The organism is Thermosynechococcus sp. QS41 (assembly GCF_031583515.1).
Taxonomy (GTDB): Bacteria; Cyanobacteriota; Cyanobacteriia; order Thermosynechococcales; family Thermosynechococcaceae; genus Thermosynechococcus.
On record NZ_CP134181.1, the window covers coordinates 1,119,395 to 1,137,569 of the forward strand.

Here is an 18,175-nt window from a genome sequence, read left to right on the forward strand (position 1 = left end):
GGAAACGACATGAATGGCGGGAATCGGCGCAGCTCTACGGGTGTTTCAAAGTCGCAAAATGGCAGCACTGCTCTTGCTGGGCTTTTCCTCAGGGTTGCCCCTGTTTCTCACCAGCCGAACACTGCAAGCATGGATGACCGTTGAGGGCATTGACTTGACCGCTATTGGTCTCTTTAGCCTCGTGGGGTTGCCCTACTCATTGAAGTTTCTCTGGTCTCCCTTACTGGATCGCTATACGATTCCCTTTTTGGGACGGCGGCGGGGCTGGTTACTGCTGATTCAGGTGCTCCTCTTGGGGGCGATCGCCCTAATGGCGGTACAGGATCCCAGTACGAGCCTACGGCTATTGGCAGTGAATGCCTTCGCCATTGCCTTTTTGAGCGCCAGCCAAGATATTGCGGTGGATGCCTACCGTGCCGATGTCCTAGAACCCCTTGAAATGGGGGCGGGTGCGGGTATTTACGTCCTTGGCTATCGCATTGCGCTCTTGGTCACGGGTTCCCTAGCCCTGATTCTTGCCGATCAACTGCCTTGGCCCGTGGTTTACGTCCTGATGGCGCTGCTGATGCTCGTGGGCATGGTCACGACCCTTTGGGCACCGGAACCCGAAGTCCATCCCCCGGCTCCTCCTTCATTGGCGCAAGCCGTGATTCGCCCCTTCCTTGATTTTTTCCAGCGCTACGGCTGGGGAACAGGGCTGATTATTCTGCTCTTTATCTGCCTCTACCGCTTGGGGGATGCGCTCACAGGGAACATGATGACCCCTTTCCTGTTGCAGCAGGGCTTTAGCCAAACCCAAATTGGTGCGGTGCAAGGGGGTGTCGGGCTGATTGCCACGATTGTTGGTGCCCTTGCCGGCGGGGCGGCCATCAGTCAAATCGGTATTCACCGTGCTCTTTGGATCATGGGGGGATTGCAAGCTTCTAGCAATGTCTCCTACTTTGTTTTGGCCAATGCCGGTGCCAATCCAACGGTGATGGTGGCCGCCATTAGTATTGATAACTTCTGTGCCGGACTGGCGATCGCTGCTCTGACGGCTCTTTTAATGAGCCTCTGCAACCCTCAATTTAGCGCAACGCAGTATGCCCTGCTCTCTAGCCTTTTTGCCTTTAGTCGAGACGTGCTAGCAGCCCCTGCGGGCAAAGCGGCAGAGATCATGGGGTGGCCGCTCTTTTTTCTCTTTACAATTGGCGCTGCCTTACCCGCACTTCTCCTCCTGCCGTTTTTTGCCCCTTGGCAAGCGAAGCCGGCCTTTCCCCGCCCCGGCAGTGATGACTGAAAATACTTAAAAATACTTAATGTAGTTGTCCCCAGCAAATCCGACAATGACGACGCTGATTCCCGTTCCCCTTGGTGAGCACGCCTACCGAATTGCCATTGGTGCCAACACACGGCGGCAGTTGCCTGCACTGTTGGCCGAATATACGCCCTTGACGCCGAAAGCCCCTGCCCTCATCGTTTCCAATCCGCAAATTTGGCGGCACTACGGCACGGATGTGCAAGAGGCATTAACGCAAGCGGGCTGGCAAGTCACCCCTTGTATTCTCCCAGCAGGGGAACGCTACAAAACCCTCAGAACCGTTGAAAAGATTTATGATGCTGCCCTGAGTCAGCGTTTAGAGCGGGGTTCTACGCTCTTTGCCCTTGGTGGTGGCGTCATTGGCGACATGACTGGCTTTGCGGCGGCGACTTGGCTGCGGGGGATTGCCGTGGTTCAGATTCCCACCAGTCTCTTGGCGATGGTGGATGCGGCGATTGGTGGGAAAACAGGGGTGAACCATCCCCAGGGCAAAAATCTCATTGGAGCCTTTCATCAACCTCGTCTTGTGGTCATTGATCCCGATGTTTTGGCAACCCTGCCCTCCAGAGAATTCCGGGCTGGTATGGCAGAGGTGATTAAGTACGGGGTGATTTGGGATACTGAGCTGTTTGATTTGTTGAGTCAGCTGCCGCGCTTGGATCGCATGAGTGCCTTACCCCCTGACCAGTTGATGCAAATTCTTCAGCGCTCTTGCCAAGCGAAGGTGGATGTGGTCAGCAAGGATGAGCGGGAAGCAGGTCTGCGAGCCATTTTGAATTACGGGCACACCATTGGCCATGCCCTTGAAAGTATGGGCAACTATCGTCTTTTGAACCACGGCGAGGCTGTGGCCATTGGCATGATTGCCGCTGGGGAACTGGCGGTGGCCTTGGGGTACTGGTCAGCAGAAGCCGCCGCTGCCCAACGGGCATTGATTCTCAAGGCAAAGTTGCCGACCATGATCCCGGCTCACTTTGATGTGGAGGGACTGCTGGCACTCCTAGAGCATGACAAGAAAGTTCAGGCGCAACAGGTGCGGTTTATTCTCCCCACCGCCATTGGCCATATGGAAATTTTTGATCAGGTACCGACAGAACTGATCCGGGAGACGCTTCATCGCCTCCAAGCCTAGCTAGGGGGCGCAGTATCTAGCAGCGCTTTTTTGGTTGCTTTCAGTTCTTTCCAAAGGCGTTTAATTTGCTCATAGGCTTCCTGAGGGGAAAGCTTGCCACTGTTTTCCAGACCGGAAATGTAGCTCACTTGGGTCGCAAACTCCTGTAAGTTGGCATCAAATAAAAAGTTTTCGGGTGTAAACTCACCGTGGTAACGGCTGTGGGGATGTAAAAATTCGTATTTATTCATTGCTTACCTATCCTTTTTTCTCAGGGGTTAACCTATTCTTAACTTCATTTTAACCGTTTTCTCTCGGATAACCGTAGCTGCCGTAACAAAACGGTGATCTCGCTGGTGGCAAAACGGCGCTTTGTTAACAACTATGGGCAAAAGATTAAGCATTATTAACTTTGATTGATCAAATAAAGGAGACTTATCACACTACATATACAAGAGTGATCCCTTGCGATCGCCAGATATCAATGCTGTGATTTAGGAAATGGATAAATGATGCACGGACTCTCCTTGGCTCCCCGTTATCGCTTAGATGATGTTGATCCTTGGCTTCTGGGAATTGATCCCAGCCGTCATTACTGGCTGCAAGTCAATGGGGATCCCCAGCAGCGGGTGGCCATTCCGGGGGTCTGTGTCCAGAGCATCTCGGAACTACGGGAGATTATGGAGGCGGTGCGATCACTCCTACCGGGGCAGCAGTTGCAAATTCAGCGAGCAGCCACCTGTTTAGAAATTCACTGCGTGGCTGAAAATCTGCTGGCGATCGCCCACCCTGTTGACGGTGCCCCTGTTTGGCATCTCTTTGATCGCGAAACCCTCGAAAGTTTAGTGATGAGTGCCCATCCCCACTGGCAATGTCGGCCTGAGGATGTGGAATTGGGGCGGCAGCAATTGTGGCAGTCGTTTCAGTTACCAGTGGCCGCTTGAGCCGTGTCAAGGGCTTCACTGATCCGCCGCAGCACACCATTGATAAAGCGATGACTACCCTGATCGCTGTAGCGTTTGGCCAGTTCGATCGCCTCGTTGATGGCCACTGGCTTGACCACGTCAAGATAGCGCATCTCTGCGACGGCCATTTCAATAATGGCGCGATCTAAGTGCGTCAGTCGCTCCAGTTGCCAATCCACCATTGAGCGATTCACCAGTTCTTGAATCTCCGTTTGGTGTCGCTGCAAACAGCGCAGTAGGGCGATCGCGTAGGCTTGAACTTCCTCTTGATGGGCAAAGTAGAGAATTTCGGGTAAATCGAGGGCAGCACCTATTTTGTTCAAGCCCTTTTCCGCCCGCTTGAGGGCATCTTGAAGCACCATCTGTGCCTTTTCGAGGTGGGGCAACTGAAACTCGCTATGGTTGAGCAGTCGCTGACTTTCACTAAGTTCAGTGCCGGCCTGTTCGAGGGTATCGCGCACATCACTCGCCAGCGTCCGTACCGCCATCAGGATCAAGCTGCGGCAGTCACTTTCATCGAGCAGTTTCGGTTGGCGTAACACTTGAGCGGCACTGAGCAACGCCAATTCACGGGCAACACGACGAGCAGTAATCATGGGTAAATCCTCAAAAACGAGTTCTTAACGCAACGACGCAGGGGCGGGGGGCAGGGTCGAGGTCGGAACTGATCCCGGTGTAACAATCCCCCCGGAAATAATCAGCTTAAAGGCATCCTCGATCGAAATATCCAAATCTCGCACATCCCGCTCACTAGCAATCACATACCAACCGGTGGTGGGGTTAGGCGATGAGGGGATAAATAGACTCAACATTGGCTCGGAAAAGACCGTTTGCAATGAACCATTAATCGTGCCAGTGACAAAGGCCACGGCCCACAGACCCGGCCGCGGGTATTCTACGAGCACCACTCGGCGAAAGCGATCGCGCGAGTCCCGCAGAATTGTCTCTAGGAGTTGTTGCAGCACCTTATAAATGGTGCCCGCCAAAGGGATGCGCTTGAGAATGCTCTCACCTGTGTTCAACAGCCACTGGCCAAAGATATTGCGTGCCATCAAGCCAATGAGCAAGATCCCTGTTAAGGGCACCAAAATCCCCACCGCCACATTGAGCAGATCCACCAACAGGGGGTGCCATGTTTTGAAGGGGTTCACCTGCTTAGGAATACGGGTGAGGAGATCCAAGACCCAACTGGAGACAGAAATCGATAGCCAAATCGTTGTTGCCAGCGGGATCACCACCAGCAGACCAGCAATGAGATCATTTTTAATTGCTTGTTGGAGTCGGTGCAACACAGATACTCGCACGAGCAGACGTCTGTTTCTAGCTTAGCGGTTGCTGCCACTGCGGTCACGGTGAAAGGCCAAACTGCTGTAGAGCATGAAGGCGGCATCCCAAGGACTGTCTTCACGGCGAAAGAGGTTAATGTGGGGGGGAATTTTACTCAGGAGTTCGCTAAAGTCCAAAGCAGTTTCAGCAAAACTGGTAAAGTCTTGCCACACGGGGCGATCGCCACAGTGCTGCTGCCACAGACTCGATAACTGCCGCCACTTCACCCATGAGGTATTTTGATCCAACTCCAGATCACTCTGGATCACCTCTGCCACTTGATTGAGGAGAATCCCTTGGTGAAACTGGTAACCGCCGCGATAAAAGCGCAGGATTTGATTTTGCTGAAACAGGTGAAGATCACAGCACTGGGCATGATCCTGAATTTGTTCTTTACGGGTGACTTTTCCTTGGCGATCGCGATCGAACACTTGCTCAAAAATCGGCAGCAACCCCTCTACCCGCTGGCTGACCTGTGACCAAGTAAACGTTAACTCCACTGGCTCTGGCGAGAGCGAACTGGTACACACCACACGCGGCTGTGGCTCCAAGGCCACAAAATAACGCACCTGCAAGACGGGTGTGGCTGTCAGTGCCTCAAAGGGGACACAAAAGAGGGTAAACCCCTGCTGTTTCAGTTCTTGGCAATAGACGGTGAGTTCCGCAAAATTGCCCGTGCGGATCAAACGCCAGCCCCGCGACGGAATCAACAGTCGCGCCGTGTAGGGGTCAATCTTAAACATGGTGGCCAAAAGACGGGCAAGGATCGTCCGCTGCTCAGAGGCAGCCACCCCCTCCAAAACCAGAACGCCCTGCTGCTCGACTCCCACCACGGCATGGGTTGCTAAAATCGCCTGTTGCCGCTGCTGTTGGCGAATTTGCTCAATTTTTTCAAGGCCGCGCCGAGCCATTTGCGTCAGCTTGGGGCCACAGTTCAGCCGCAGTAATTGGCGAAAGTCTGACTCCGCCTCCTCTAGCCGCTCTGTCTTGAGATAGAGTTGACCTCGGCACAGGAGGACACGGGGGTCCTCAGGAGGCAAGGTGGCCAGCAATTTTTCTGCCTGTTGGAAATTTCCTTGATCCAGTGCTGTCAAAACCTCAGTCAGCATGGCCAGCGCCCCCAACGGTTTTTTCTATTTTAGGCAACGCGCCCTAACCACCAAATAAGCTGCCGAGGAAGCCCTCTAGACCGCCTTTGCCCATACGCTCGCCGCGAATCTTGGCCAATTTCTCCAGCAGTTCTCGCTCTTCATGGGTGATATGGGTGGGAATTTCGACATCAACGGTAATGAGGTGATCGCCCCGCGCCACGGGATTGCCCACACGGGGGACGCCTCGGCCTTCTAGGATTAACACCGTACCGGGTTGGGTGCCTGCGGGAATCTTCAGTTCTGCTTCGCCATCCACGGTACTCACGGGAATCCGACAGCCGAGAATCGCTTGCAGGTAGCTAATTTTAATCCGCGATAGGATGTTGTTGCCTTCGCGCTGAAACTCAGGATCGGGTTCGACAAACAGATACACATAGAGATCGCCGGGAGGGCCTCCGCGCAGACCGGCATCTCCTTCCCCTGAGACCCGCAGCCGGGTGCCATTGTCCACCCCCGCAGGAATCGTAATTTTCAATTTTTTGCTGACTTGGATGTGGCCTTGGCCACCACAGGACTCACAGCGAGATTCAATCACTTCCCCCGAACCGCCACAGGTCGGACAGGTGGTCAATTGGGTAAAACTGCCGAAGGGGGTTCGTGCCGATCGCCGCACTTGACCGATGCCACCACAGGTACTACAAGTGACTGGCCGTGTGCCGGGTTTGGCCCCTGTGCCTTGACAGGTTTTACAGGTTTCCAAATGATTAATGCGAATTTCCTTCTCACCGCCAAACACCGCTTCGCGAAATTCTAGTTTGAGGTCATAGCGCAGATCTTCACCGCGGGTTGGCCCCTGCGACCGCCGCCCACTGCTGGTAAATCCACCAAATCCACCCCCAAAGAAGGTTTCAAAAATATCGGCGAAGCCGCCCATATCACCAATGCCAAAGTCACTGAAGCCAGCAGCCCCGACGCCACTGACCCCGGCTTCACCAAAGCGATCGTAGTTGGCTCGCGCTTGGGGATCCGAGAGCACCTCGTAGGCGCGGTTGATTTCCTTGAACTTTTCTTCAGCGCCCGGTTCTTTGTTGACATCGGGGTGATACTTGCGAGCCAAGCGCCGATAGGCTCGTTTTAATTCTTCAGCATCCGCAGAGCGTGAGACACCTAAGATCTCATAGAAATCACGAGCCATAGCCACCGTTACCTAAATTAATCAACCGCTTCATAATCTGAAACAACTGTTTCTTCATTATCGCTGATTATTGTGGCATCACTATCTAAAACTTGAGTGGCTTGGGAACTAATCGTAGCACCCCCCATTGTCGGGGTTGAGGTCATCATGGAACCGCCTGCGGTTTGTTGATAGACCACCGTTCCCAAGGTCACCAAGGCCTGCTGCAGGGCTTCCATCCGCTTGCGAATTTCATCGGGGGTAATATTGTCATCCACCATTGCTGCCTGCATACTCTGAACCACCGGCTCAATCCGTGCCCGTAGATCGGGAGTTAATGCGATGCCATGGTTTTTGATGGTTGATTCATAGCTGTACAGCAGGGCATCGGCTTGGTTGCGCAATTCGGCAATCTCTTTCTTGATTTGGTCAGCTTGGGCATAAATCGTTGCCTCTTGGCGCATGCGCTCGATTTCCATACTGCTGAGGCCACCGCGATTGGTAATGCGCACACTTTGTTGGCGACCGGTGGCGCGATCGACGGCAGACACACTCAGGATACCGTTGGCATCAATATCAAACGTGACATCAATTTGCGGCACGCCGCGAGGGGCAGGGGCAATGCCCGTGAGCTCAAAGCAGGCCAGTTGTTTATTGTCTTTTGCCATCGGGCGCTCCCCTTGATAGACAGCAATTTCCACGACCGTTTGGCCATCGGTAGCGGTGGAAAAGGTCTGCGTCTTACTGGTGGGGAGGGTGGTATTACGTTCGATAATTTTGGTAAAGACACCGCCAAGGGTTTCCAACCCCAGAGACAGCGGGGTGACATCTAGGAGCAGGAGATCTTTGACCGTTGTTTCCTTGCCCAGAATGCCGCCTTGAATGGCTGCCCCTACGGCAACGGCTTCATCAGGATTAACGGAGCGATCGGGAGTTTTGCCACAGAATTGCTTCACCAACTGCTGAATGGCAGGAATACGGGTTGAGCCACCGACAAGTAACACCCGATCAATCTCTTGAACCGTCAAACCGGCATCGGCGATCGCCTGCTGCATGGGTTCGAGGGTGGCCTGAACCAAGTGGGCGCAGAGTTCCTCAAACTTACTGCGGGTGAGTTCCATTTCAAGGTGCTTAGGCCCTGTTTCATCAGCCGTAATGAAGGGCAGGTTAATGGAAGTGCTCAGGGTGCCCGATAACTCCACCTTGGCTTTTTCAGCCGCTTCGCGGAGGCGTTGCAGTGCCATTTTATCTTTCGAGAGATCGATCCCCTCCTGCTCCTTAAAACAGGCCAAGAGCCAATCAAGAATACATTCGTCAAAATTATCGCCCCCTAGGTGGTTATTCCCCGCTGTGGAGCGCACCTCAAAGACGCCATCCCCCAGTTGCAGAATCGAGACATCAAAGGTGCCCCCGCCCAAGTCAAAAACCAAAATGGTTTGATCTTGATCCTGCTTGTCGATGCCGTAGGCCAAGGAGGCCGCCGTTGGCTCGTTGATAATGCGCATTACCTCAAGGCCAGCGATCGCCCCCGCATCTTTAGTGGCTTGGCGTTGCGCATCACTAAAATAGGCTGGCACAGTAATGACGGCTTGGGTCACGGGTTCCCCCAGATAGGCTTCCGCATCCTGCTTCAGCTTTTGCAGGATCATGGCAGAAATTTCTTGGGGGGTATAGGTGCGATCGCGAATCTGCACATCCACCATGCCATCGCGACCCGGCACACAGGTATAGGGCACGCGCCCCCGTTCTTCAGCGGTTTCCTCCCAGCGGCGACCAATAAACCGCTTGATACTGAAAATCGTGTTCTCGGCATTGGTGACAGCTTGCCGTTTCGCCAGTTGACCCACCAACCGTTCGCCCGATTTGCCAAAGGCAACAATACTGGGGGTGGTGCGCCCACCCTCGGCACTGGGAATTACGACGGGATTCCCCCCTTCTAAGACTGCCACACAACTATTTGTGGTTCCAAGGTCGATGCCAATGACTTTACCCATAGCCGTAATCGCCGTTTCCAAAAATGCGTTGTCAGGAGGAGACTGCTTGCAAAAAGTCTTACTCTTTAGGTTAGAATGCCGCAATGATGATGCTATCGTAACACCTGAATTCAGGGCAAAACGGTTCACCAATCATCTTAGGCAACTGGAACAGGGTTGACCACAGGCTTACTCGCGAATCAGCGCCACCGCCACACGGTTGTTTCCCTGATCCGTCATGCTTACCCGAATATTGGGGCCAAAGAATGTCTGCATCTTGGCTTGCTTCGATTGCCACACCTCAAGGGGAACCGCCGGAGAGTCAAATTCTAAAATTAATGTATAGGCACCGTCTGTTAAGGTCTCGGCGATCGCCACCAAGACAGGACGCTCAGCATCCGAGGGACTCAGGCCTAAACTGGCCAATGTGCTATCTAGGTGTGCTTCTTGACCGTAACGATAACGGGTGACATCCTTACGGATTTGGGTTTGGGTGGGGGTTGCTTGGGCACGGCCAGCGATCGCCTCTGGGGTTGGGGCTTCACGATAGGGCACCGGCTTGAGTTCCGCCGCTTTGAGTGCCAAGCCGCCCAAGAGTAGGGGCACACCGTAGAAAAAGCCAGCCAGATTCAAGGTAGCATTCCCCGTGGCATAGGCCACCACTCCCACCACCGTCAGCAGTGAACCGACAATTAACCCCAACGTTCCCAGCGATACAGACCCCAACATGACCCTTTAACCCCTAGCGGTAGTTCGTAAATTGTAATGGCACGGGGTAATCCTCAGTTTTCAGGCGTTGGATCACTGCTTGTAGATCATCCTTTGATTTGGCACTGACCCGTACCGCATCCCCTTGGATCGAGACCTGCACCTTCTTAAATTCATTGCGGATAAGCTTGCTAATCTCTTTGGCTAGTTCTGAATTGATCCCGCGCCGCAATTTGATCAACTGTTTGACCCGTTGACCACCCGCTGCTTCCACAGGCCCATAGTCAAAAATTTTCAGAGACAACTGCCGCTTCGCCGCCTTCTGTTGCAGAATCGTTTGCACTGAATTGAGCGTAAATTCACTATCGGTGTGAATTGTCAGTCCCTCTTTTGTCAGTTCAAGGGTGGTCTGGGTATCCTTGAGGTCATAGCGGGCTTTGATTTCTCGCTCCGTTTGATCCACTGCATTGACCAGCTCTTGCCAGTCAAAATCACTCACAATATCAAAGGAAAATGTGCTTGCCATGCCTAGGGTTTTTGGGGATTCACTTGACCAATTACCTTTAATTTACCGTCATCCGTGACCTGCCAAATGTCATAGACCCCGACAACATCGCCATTTTCATCAATATCGACATTGCCACTGGCGCCTTGATAGTTGATTTCTTTGCCTTCCCGCAGTAAAGCCAGTCCCTTGCACACATCATCCACTTCTTCCCCCGGTGCGTTGGCCACATCGCGCAATTTGCTGCGAATCCCTTCACCCGTATTTTGTCCTGCGGCCTGTGCAGCTAGTACAAGGAGCGCGGCGGCATCCCAAGTCTGAGCACCAAAGGCCGGCAGATCGCTCCCTTTTTTAGCACGCCACAGTTCTCGCAGGCGACTCAGGGCTTGACCATCGGCGCCGGGAACCGTTCCCTTGGCACCGGCAATAATGTATTTGCCATCGGGAGTACGGCCCACTTGCTCAGGGAAACTTTCGGACTTGACGCCATCGGTGAGGAGAATGGCCACGTTTTGGGTGAGACCTTGCTCAAAGGCGGATTTCAGGAGCAGGCTACCCGTTTCCGGATACAAAATAGCCACCACCGCATCGGGGTTCCCGCTAAAAGCGGCAGCGGCTTCTGTTGTGAAGGTGGTTGCCCGCTCATCATAACGGGTGGGGCGGTCTTCATTGATCACGGTTCCCCCTAGGGCTTTGAAAGCGCGGGTAAATTCCTGCTCAAAGCTGCGGCCATAGTCATTGTTGATCACCACGGTGGCGACTCGTTGATACCCCTGTTCTTTGGCCAGTTGGGCAAGGGCTTGGGCTTGGTAATTGTCGGGGGGAGCAGTGCGTGCCCAATAGCCGTTAAAGTCTCCTTTCTTGGCGCGTTCAGTCAGGAGTGTACTCGTACTGCCGGGGGAAATTAGCATCACTTGACCGCGGGTGGCAATATCGGCGGCGGCATTGGAGACACTACTGCCAAAAGAACCAACGACTCCGGCAACTCGGTCAATCTCCACCAACTTCGTCATCGCTTCTGCCCCAGAGGCAGGATTGGATTGATCATCAGCAGCAATAAGCGTGACGGGCTGGCCATTAACACCACCACAGGCATTCACCGTTTCCACCAGCAGGGGGACAACTTCAGCTATAGGGGTTCCCACCGAGGCTAAGTCGCCGGTTGAGGGCAACAATGAGCCAATCCGCAGCCCCTCACCCGTTGGGGTTGTGGTGGTGGTGTCCGCCTCGCAGGCGCCAATGGTAAAGAGGAGGAGTAATCCTGCAAAAATCTTGGCAGCTGCCCATCCGCTTGACGGCTTCTGACCCATAGCTATACACCCTCACAATTTGTCAGCATGCTACTGCAACTGCGGGAATCTTGCAATGCGCAGAGAGGATACCTTGCACAAAAAAAGGGGCATTCCCACATCAACAGCCCCTTTACATCCAATGCTCTGTGGATGAGTTTTCCTAGGTAGAGGGACGAACTTGCCGCGCCATATTCAAGAAGGCAGCCATATTAGCCCCCGGACGACGCCGCGCAAAACGGGTGTAGGGAACACTGGGGGTGACAGGGGTGGGGGTGGGTTCTGCGGGAGCTGTGGCAACGGGGGTGGGTGCGGCGGCAACGGGTTGAGCGGGTTGAGGAGCAGGAGCAGGTTCAGGGGTCGAGGCAGGTTCTGCCGCTTTAGTAGGGGTTGGCGGTGCAGCAGGGGCAGCCGTGCTCTTATCTAATTCAATGTAAAACTCGCCCTTTTTGCCCAAACCAAAGAGTTTCGCGATTGCCCCCAATAGGCCAAAAATCGCACCAAAGAGTTTCTTCAACAGATTCATCTCAAAGCCTCCCAAGCGGTCGTTGTGAGTAAGGTAGCAGAGGAGACAGCCCCAAGTTAGCATCCTGAAGCTGTTGAGACTTTATTATCGGACGCTCGGTGGCGCCAATCAACCTGAGAGTGCCGGTAACTCAATATGGAAAGTCTGAGAGGGCATATGTTACATTTTTCAAAGTAAAGCAGCGGTTTCGCAGGACTAATCACTGTTATGAACAAAGTTTACGACTGGTTTGAGGAACGCCTCGAAATTCAGGCGATCGCTGACGACATCACCAGCAAATATGTGCCGCCTCACGTAAACATTTTTTACTGTCTGGGTGGCATTACCCTCACCTGTTTTTTAATCCAATTTGCCACGGGCTTTGCCATGACGTTTTACTACAAACCGACGGTGGCTGAAGCCTTTGCCTCTGTGCAGTACATCATGAATGAGGTCAACTTTGGCTGGTTGATCCGCTCCATTCACAAGTGGTCGGCCAGCATGATGGTCTTGATGATGATTCTGCATGTCTTCCGCGTCTATCTTACCGGTGGCTTCAAGAAACCCCGCGAACTTACTTGGGTGACGGGTGTGGTCTTGGCGGTGATTACCGTCAGCTTTGGGGTCACGGGCTACTCCCTGCCTTGGGATCAAGTAGGCTATTGGGCGGTCAAAATCGTTTCCGGTATCCCTGCGGCGATTCCCGTGGTGGGCGATCAACTGGTGGAACTAATGCGCGGTGGTGAAAGTGTCGGTCAAGCCACACTCACTCGCTTCTATAGCTTGCACACCTTTGTGCTGCCGTGGTCAATCGCCGTCTTTATGCTGATGCACTTCCTGATGATTCGCAAGCAGGGCATTTCGGGTCCCCTGTAAGCCAAGCATCAAGAAATGTAACAGAGCCTGCTCTTTTCGGCGGTTCCACTTGTTATGCTCCAAGTAATCTCCCCCCTTGCTGACCCTCTAGGAGAACGATTCATTTATGGCAAAAGTTTTGAAAAAGCCTGATTTAACGAATCCGGCGCTGCGGGCAAAACTGAAAAAAGGCATGGGCCACAACTACTATGGCGAACCCGCTTGGCCCAATGACCTGCTCTATATCTTCCCCGTGGTGATTATGGGCACGATCGCCCTTGTGATCGGTCTAGCGGTGATGGATCCTGCCATGGTCGGTGAGCCAGCGGATCCCTTTGCCACCCCCTTGGAAATTTTGCCGGAGTGGTACCTCTATCCCACCTTCCAGATTTTCCGGGTGGTGCCCAACAAGCTGCTGGGGGTGCTCATGAATGCCTCCATTCCCTTGGGCTTGATGCTGATTCCTTTCATTGAAAGTGTCAACAAGTTCCAGAATCCTTTCCGTCGTCCTGTGGCCATGACAGTCTTCCTCTTTGGCACATTGGTGACGCTATGGCTGGGGATTGGTGCTGCTTTCCCCTTGGATAAGTCGCTGACTCTCGGCCTGTTCTAGGCATCTTAAGAAAACACCTCATTTGCTTGCGCATCTGGCGATCGCTGGGTGCGCTTTTTAGTTGGGATTTTGCGAGTCAGTTTTTTCAATAAAGGGCCGAATTTCGTTCAAATCAATGTAGCGATCGGTGGCATTGCGCAGCTCACGGGCAATCATGCCTTCGGTGGAAACAACCGTAATGTGGGTGTTTTTGGAGCGCAGGAGTTCGATCGCCCGCTCAAAATCGCCATCGCCACTAAAGAGAACGACGCGATCGTACTGACCGACGGTGTTGAACATATCAATCACAATTTCAATGTCTAAATTGGCCTTTTGGTAATACTTGCCTAGGGTCTCGTCGTAATATTCCTTCAACAGTTTTGTGCGCACCGTATAGCCAAGGTTAATGAGGGCATCGCGAAATGAACGCTGATCTTGCATGTCCTTGAGGCCGGTGTACCAAAAGGCATTCACCAATACAATGTTGGGATCACGGGTGAAGAATTCGAGAACACGACGGGGATCAAAAAACCAGCCATTTTTCTGCTGGGCATAGAACATATTATTCCCATCGATAAAAATTGAGAGCCGTTCTTGATGGGGAAGCATAATTAGGGAGAACCTATAGATCAGTGATGTATGTGTAATAGAAGAACCGTTGATAGAAGTTTGAATAGGCGATGGATTTTATACATTCTATAGGAGAGAATTTGACAGGATTCAAGGGAGCAAGAGCTAGTCCTTCAACAGGTAACAAGATAAAAAGAAGGTAAAAAGAAATATACGATAAGTTTTGCGATCGCTCGTAATCAGAAAAGTAAAAGTTCGCTAATGGTTCAGTGGGAACACTTTTAAGAAAAAGAAAAAATTTATTAATGCTTTTTAACCACTGCAATCTATTTTAACCACTGCAATCTATTTTAATGGAACTGCATAGCGGATGCTATAGTTTTTTCCTTGGCGATCGCCCCTTAAACACCAAAAAAGGGGGCAGTGCCCCCAATCCTTCATGTTTTTCACTGCGTTTAATACAGGGCACGTACCGGCGGAGCTGGCATCACCGCTGGGGGGGGTGGGGGGGCAAAGAAGGGTTGTTGCGGCGGTGGCAGCGGCGACTCCACCATCAAATTGCAGGGAAAGGGCGTACCGTACATCGAGGTACAGAAGGGACTATCAAGATCACGGGTGCGCACAGGGGGTTGATTGCTTTGCTGATACCACGCATCCGTAGAAACGTAGTTGATCCGCCGTGCCCGATTCACAATGTCATTATCCCGATAGGTGGGAAGCCCAAACGTAAAGGCCGCGTCGCCAGCGATCGAATCATCTTGCCAGTACCCCTGACTGCCATCAATACGATCAAAAGCCTGCGGCAAGGTGGGCTGACTGACAGGAAATTGTTGGGGATTGATGGGTTGGCGGCGGCTTTGGGCAGTTGCCGGAGCGACCACCGCTGCCAACATTGCCACGCACACCAGCGGCACAAATTTCATGCCCATAGGTTCATCTCCATAAGCGTTTTACACTTCGGCAACAGTGATAGGCCTAAAGGGTCTTAGGCATCCTAGGATTTCTTGCTTAAAATTATTCTAAATTCACTCCTCTTGCTGTTCCCAGAAGACTGTGCCGCTTTTTGCAACGCTGAGACTTCTCATCAAGGCTTAAGCCAGTGCAATGCCGGATGCCGATTTAGATCTCATACAGGCCGCCCTACAACAATACTGGGGCTATTCTGAGTTGCGATCGCCTCAAGCAGAGGTGATGACGGCACTCTTACAACGGCGGGATGCCTTAATTGTCCTCCCTACCGGAGCGGGCAAAAGTCTCTGTTTTCAATTGCCAGCAGTGCTTCAGGGCGGATTGACGCTGGTGATCTCGCCGCTGCTTGCCCTCATGGAAAATCAGATCACTGAATTGCGGCAACGGGGTCTTGCGGCAGCGGCCTATCATAGTGAACTGCCCAGCCGCCAACGCCGCCAGATTCTCTCGCACCTAACCCACTACCGCCTGCTGTATCTTTCGCCAGAGTCCCTATTTTCCACCCCCCTTTGGCAGTGCCTCTGTGCAGCACCGATTCAACTCAATGGCTTGATTGTGGATGAAGCCCATTGCCTTGTACAGTGGGGCGATCGCTTTCGACCCGTTTATCGTCGCTTGGGAACGGTGCGGCCTGCCCTGCGCCAATGTAAACCGCTGCACCCCCGGCTGGCGATCGCTGCTTTTACTGCTACCGCCGATCCCAATGCCCAACGCACCCTCATTGAGGTTTTAGGTCTAGAGCAGCCTGTGCAGATGATTCACAGCCCCTATCGTGCCAATCTCCATTTAGCCGTACGCTCTGTGTGGAGTCGGGGGTATCGCCGCCATTGTCTCCAGCAATTTCTCAAGCAGCAGGGCAGAACCTCAGGCTTGATCTATGCCCGCACTCGCCGCGACTGTGAAACCTTGGCCACTTGGCTTCAGGAGCAGGGGTACCGCACCACCGCTTACCATGGCGGACTGCCGGCAGCACAGCGACGCCAAATTGAGAGCGATTGGTTGCAGGATAAGCTACCCTTTGTGGTCTGTACCAATGCCTTTGGTATGGGGGTGAATAAACCCAATGTGCGTTGGATTTGCCACTATCAGCCACCCCTGCAACTCAGTGAATACCTCCAAGAGGTGGGACGCGCTGGGCGAGATGGCCAACCAGCACAGGCACTGGCCTTGGTGAGCGATCGCTGGGGTTTAGATCGCGAAGATCAACAGCGTTGGCACTTTTTTCAGCGCCAAAGTCAAGATACTTACAATCGCGCCATGGCACTTCAGACGCATCTGCCCCTCAGGGGTAATCTTCCGCAACTGCGACAACACTTTCCTGAGGTGGAACTGACCCTAGCATTACTGCATCAACAGGGGGCACTCCGCTGGCAAGACCCTTTTCACTATTGCCGTCAACCCTTAGCACAGGTGCCACCGCCGCCCAAAGACACTCAAGAACAGTTGATGCAAGAGTTTCTCTATCACCGCGGCTGCCGCTGGCAGTTTCTCCTCCAAGCCTTTGGTTTTGCCACTGAGGCAGGGGGATTGCGTTGTGGCCATTGCGATCGCTGTCGGCCTGCGAACCGTACCTGTAAAATACCGTGAATTCACAGATTGGTATCACTGGGACTTTGTGTACACTGGCACATAGAACGGTAGGTTTACCATCGGTAGGTACAGGTTTCCCAGCAGTCATTCTGTTGCCACGGGGTAGGGGTTCGGGCATGGGGCTACTACAAGTTGAGCAAATTCGCGAAATCCTTCAGGATGTGCTTTCAGAACATGCCGTTGTGGTTCAAGTCAATCAGTTTCGCAACCAATTAAACATTGTTTTGAATAAGCCCCCCGGCACCGTTGCCCACTATTCTGCCTTGGTGGATCTCCTCAAATCCCGCTTGGGACAGTTTCACCTCGACGATATTGCTCGCATTAAAATTATTGGCCGCATTCAAGGTTCGCCTAAACCCGATTGGGAAGAGGTCATTGATCTACGCCCCCCCAACCCAGCCCTAGCTGCCCCTGTGTATGCTTCCTCGGCTCCGTGGGTGGTCGCGATCGCCGCTGGGGTTGTGAGTTTACTAGTGATCTTTAGCTATCATCTCGGTCAGTGGCAGCAACAGCAACGCATGCAGCACTTGATTGGCGGTACCCTTGCGCAACAAGGCGTCACTATGGCCGATTTTAAGTGGCACATCGAGGGCGGTGCACCGTTTATTGTGGGCGTTCTGAAAAACTACAGTGAAGAGCACTTGCGCATGATTCAGGCGGACTTTGAACTTTTTGACAAGGCAGGGCAGCGGGTCGGCGCCGTTTCGGTACAGGTTTATGGCCTTGGCCCTGAGGAAACTTGGCACTTCCGTGAACCCGTGGGCAATCATCAGGCAGTGCGAGCACGACTGGTAAAATTACAGTCATTCCATTAAGTTTTCCCCTAAAAGGGGTAGAGTAAAAACCCTCTATGGCTCACCTCAAAGCCCTGATTTTTGACGTGGATGGCACCTTGGCGGACACTGAGCGGGATGGCCATCGCATTGCCTTCAATAAAGCCTTTGCTGCGGCAGGCCTAGATTGGGAGTGGGATATTCCCCTCTATGGTCAACTGCTGGCGGTGGCGGGGGGTAAGGAGCGCATGAAGTATTACCTTGATCGCTTTCGTCCCGATTGGCCACGTCCCCAAAATTTGGATGCCCTGATTGCCGACCTGCACAAGGCGAAGACCCGCTACTATACGGAGCTATTGGCAGAAGGGGCGATTCCCCTGCGGCCGGGGGTGAAACGGCTGCTCACTGAAGCCCGTGAAGCAGGATTACGTTTAGCGATCGCCACCACAACCACCCCTGCCAATGTCACCGCACTCCTTGAAAATGCCCTTGCTGCTGATGGCGTCAGTTGGTTTGAGGTGATTGCCGCTGGGGATGTGGTGCCCGCCAAGAAACCTGCGCCCGATATTTACTTCTACACCCTTGAAAGAATGCGCCTCTCGCCCCAAGAGTGCCTTGCCTTTGAGGATTCCGCCAATGGGATTCAGGCAGCCACCGCCAGTCGCCTAGCGACCATTATCACGATCACCGACTACACCAAGGATCATGATTTTCGGGATGCAGCGCTTGTCTTGGATTGCTTAGGGGAACCCGACTACCCCTTTCAAGTGATTCGCGGTGAAGTGGGCTGGACCACCTATGTGGATGTGCCCCTATTGCGATCGCTCCACCAACAGTGGACAAGTACGTTGAGTCACCGATGATTTTCTGGCCACAGCG

Annotated in this window: 20 protein-coding genes; 8 read left to right on the forward strand and 12 right to left on the reverse strand. The window is 53.1% G+C overall.

Translation table 11 applies throughout. The features are described 5' to 3' along the window. Positions 1-13: 13 nt before the first annotated feature. Both RHJ80_RS05210 and aroB read left to right on the forward strand, forming a co-directional pair. Positions 14-1,279, forward strand: coding sequence for an AmpG family muropeptide MFS transporter (locus RHJ80_RS05210; RefSeq protein ID WP_206201371.1), 1,266 nt, complete (start codon positions 14-16; stop codon positions 1,277-1,279). A gap of 46 nt (positions 1,280-1,325) precedes the next feature. Beyond that, on the forward strand, positions 1,326-2,432 hold the full coding sequence (gene aroB, locus RHJ80_RS05215; protein ID WP_310801604.1) for a 3-dehydroquinate synthase: 1,107 nt from the start codon (positions 1,326-1,328) through the stop codon (positions 2,430-2,432). On the opposite strand, the gene RHJ80_RS05220 is transcribed toward aroB, so the two are convergent. Then, complete coding sequence (locus tag RHJ80_RS05220; RefSeq protein ID WP_149817738.1) at positions 2,429-2,662, reverse strand: hypothetical protein; 234 nt, start codon at positions 2,660-2,662, stop codon at positions 2,429-2,431. The genes aroB and RHJ80_RS05220 overlap by 4 nt on opposite strands. Positions 2,663-2,920: 258 nt before the next feature. On the opposite strand from RHJ80_RS05220, the gene RHJ80_RS05225 reads away from it, so the two are divergent. Beyond that, the gene (locus tag RHJ80_RS05225) at positions 2,921-3,355 is read left to right on the forward strand and encodes a hypothetical protein (RefSeq protein ID WP_310801605.1); all 435 of its coding nucleotides are present in this window, start codon (positions 2,921-2,923) and stop codon (positions 3,353-3,355) included. On the opposite strand, the gene nusB is transcribed toward RHJ80_RS05225, so the two are convergent. The 9 genes from nusB to RHJ80_RS05270 form a co-directional block, all read right to left on the reverse strand. Next, positions 3,334-3,972, reverse strand: coding sequence for a transcription antitermination factor NusB (nusB, locus tag RHJ80_RS05230; protein WP_310801606.1), 639 nt, complete (start codon positions 3,970-3,972; stop codon positions 3,334-3,336). The two genes, RHJ80_RS05225 and nusB, sit on opposite strands and share 22 nt — an antisense overlap. Positions 3,973-3,996: 24 nt before the next feature. Then, the gene (locus RHJ80_RS05235; protein ID WP_310801607.1) at positions 3,997-4,668 is read right to left on the reverse strand and encodes a DUF502 domain-containing protein; all 672 of its coding nucleotides are present in this window, start codon (positions 4,666-4,668) and stop codon (positions 3,997-3,999) included. A gap of 33 nt (positions 4,669-4,701) precedes the next feature. Continuing rightward, complete coding sequence (locus tag RHJ80_RS05240) at positions 4,702-5,811, reverse strand: tetratricopeptide repeat protein (RefSeq protein WP_310801608.1); 1,110 nt, start codon at positions 5,809-5,811, stop codon at positions 4,702-4,704. A 43-nt stretch (positions 5,812-5,854) separates the two neighbouring features. After that, complete coding sequence (gene dnaJ / locus RHJ80_RS05245) at positions 5,855-6,988, reverse strand: molecular chaperone DnaJ (RefSeq protein ID WP_302676564.1); 1,134 nt, start codon at positions 6,986-6,988, stop codon at positions 5,855-5,857. 17 nt (positions 6,989-7,005) lie between these two features. After that, the gene (gene dnaK, locus RHJ80_RS05250; protein WP_310801691.1) at positions 7,006-8,961 is read right to left on the reverse strand and encodes a molecular chaperone DnaK; all 1,956 of its coding nucleotides are present in this window, start codon (positions 8,959-8,961) and stop codon (positions 7,006-7,008) included. A gap of 168 nt (positions 8,962-9,129) precedes the next feature. Then, entirely contained in the window at positions 9,130-9,669 is a 540-nt protein-coding gene (locus RHJ80_RS05255; RefSeq protein ID WP_206201380.1) for a DUF2854 domain-containing protein, read from the reverse strand. Between the two features lie 13 nt (positions 9,670-9,682). Further along, the gene (locus RHJ80_RS05260) at positions 9,683-10,174 is read right to left on the reverse strand and encodes a YajQ family cyclic di-GMP-binding protein (RefSeq protein WP_310801609.1); all 492 of its coding nucleotides are present in this window, start codon (positions 10,172-10,174) and stop codon (positions 9,683-9,685) included. A gap of 2 nt (positions 10,175-10,176) precedes the next feature. Next, on the reverse strand, positions 10,177-11,463 hold the full coding sequence (locus RHJ80_RS05265) for an ABC transporter substrate-binding protein (protein ID WP_206201382.1): 1,287 nt from the start codon (positions 11,461-11,463) through the stop codon (positions 10,177-10,179). A 142-nt stretch (positions 11,464-11,605) separates the two neighbouring features. Beyond that, positions 11,606-11,968, reverse strand: coding sequence for a hypothetical protein (locus tag RHJ80_RS05270; RefSeq protein ID WP_206201714.1), 363 nt, complete (start codon positions 11,966-11,968; stop codon positions 11,606-11,608). A 207-nt stretch (positions 11,969-12,175) separates the two neighbouring features. On the opposite strand from RHJ80_RS05270, the gene petB reads away from it, so the two are divergent. Together petB and petD are read left to right on the forward strand one after the other, a co-directional pair. Further along, positions 12,176-12,823 (forward strand): cytochrome b6, encoded by a 648-nt coding sequence (petB, locus tag RHJ80_RS05275; RefSeq protein ID WP_011056639.1) that lies wholly within the window; start codon positions 12,176-12,178, stop codon positions 12,821-12,823. A 106-nt stretch (positions 12,824-12,929) separates the two neighbouring features. After that, a complete protein-coding gene (petD, locus tag RHJ80_RS05280) occupies positions 12,930-13,415 on the forward strand; it encodes a cytochrome b6-f complex subunit IV (protein ID WP_011056640.1) in 486 nt (161 codons plus the stop codon). Positions 13,416-13,472: 57 nt separating this feature from the next. Here petD and RHJ80_RS05285 read toward each other — a convergent pair whose 3' ends face one another. Both RHJ80_RS05285 and RHJ80_RS05290 read right to left on the reverse strand, forming a co-directional pair. Then, positions 13,473-14,003: an NYN domain-containing protein gene (locus RHJ80_RS05285; RefSeq protein ID WP_206201383.1), complete on the reverse strand. Its 531-nt coding sequence runs from the start codon at positions 14,001-14,003 to the stop codon at positions 13,473-13,475. Between the two features lie 416 nt (positions 14,004-14,419). Continuing rightward, positions 14,420-14,893 carry a hypothetical protein gene (locus RHJ80_RS05290; RefSeq protein WP_206201384.1) on the reverse strand — a complete coding sequence of 158 codons (474 nt, stop codon included), beginning with the start codon at positions 14,891-14,893 and terminating at the stop codon, positions 14,420-14,422. Positions 14,894-15,068: 175 nt separating this feature from the next. Here RHJ80_RS05290 and RHJ80_RS05295 point away from each other — a divergent pair, with 175 nt between their 5' ends. From RHJ80_RS05295 to RHJ80_RS05305, 3 genes are all read left to right on the forward strand, one after another. Continuing rightward, entirely contained in the window at positions 15,069-16,520 is a 1,452-nt protein-coding gene (locus RHJ80_RS05295; RefSeq protein WP_310801610.1) for a RecQ family ATP-dependent DNA helicase, read from the forward strand. A 119-nt stretch (positions 16,521-16,639) separates the two neighbouring features. Next, the gene (locus RHJ80_RS05300; RefSeq protein WP_310744917.1) at positions 16,640-17,338 is read left to right on the forward strand and encodes an FxLYD domain-containing protein; all 699 of its coding nucleotides are present in this window, start codon (positions 16,640-16,642) and stop codon (positions 17,336-17,338) included. 35 nt (positions 17,339-17,373) lie between these two features. Further along, positions 17,374-18,159, forward strand: a complete 786-nt coding sequence (locus tag RHJ80_RS05305) for an HAD family hydrolase (RefSeq protein WP_310744918.1) — start codon at positions 17,374-17,376, stop codon at positions 18,157-18,159. Positions 18,160-18,175: the final 16 nt, after the last annotated feature.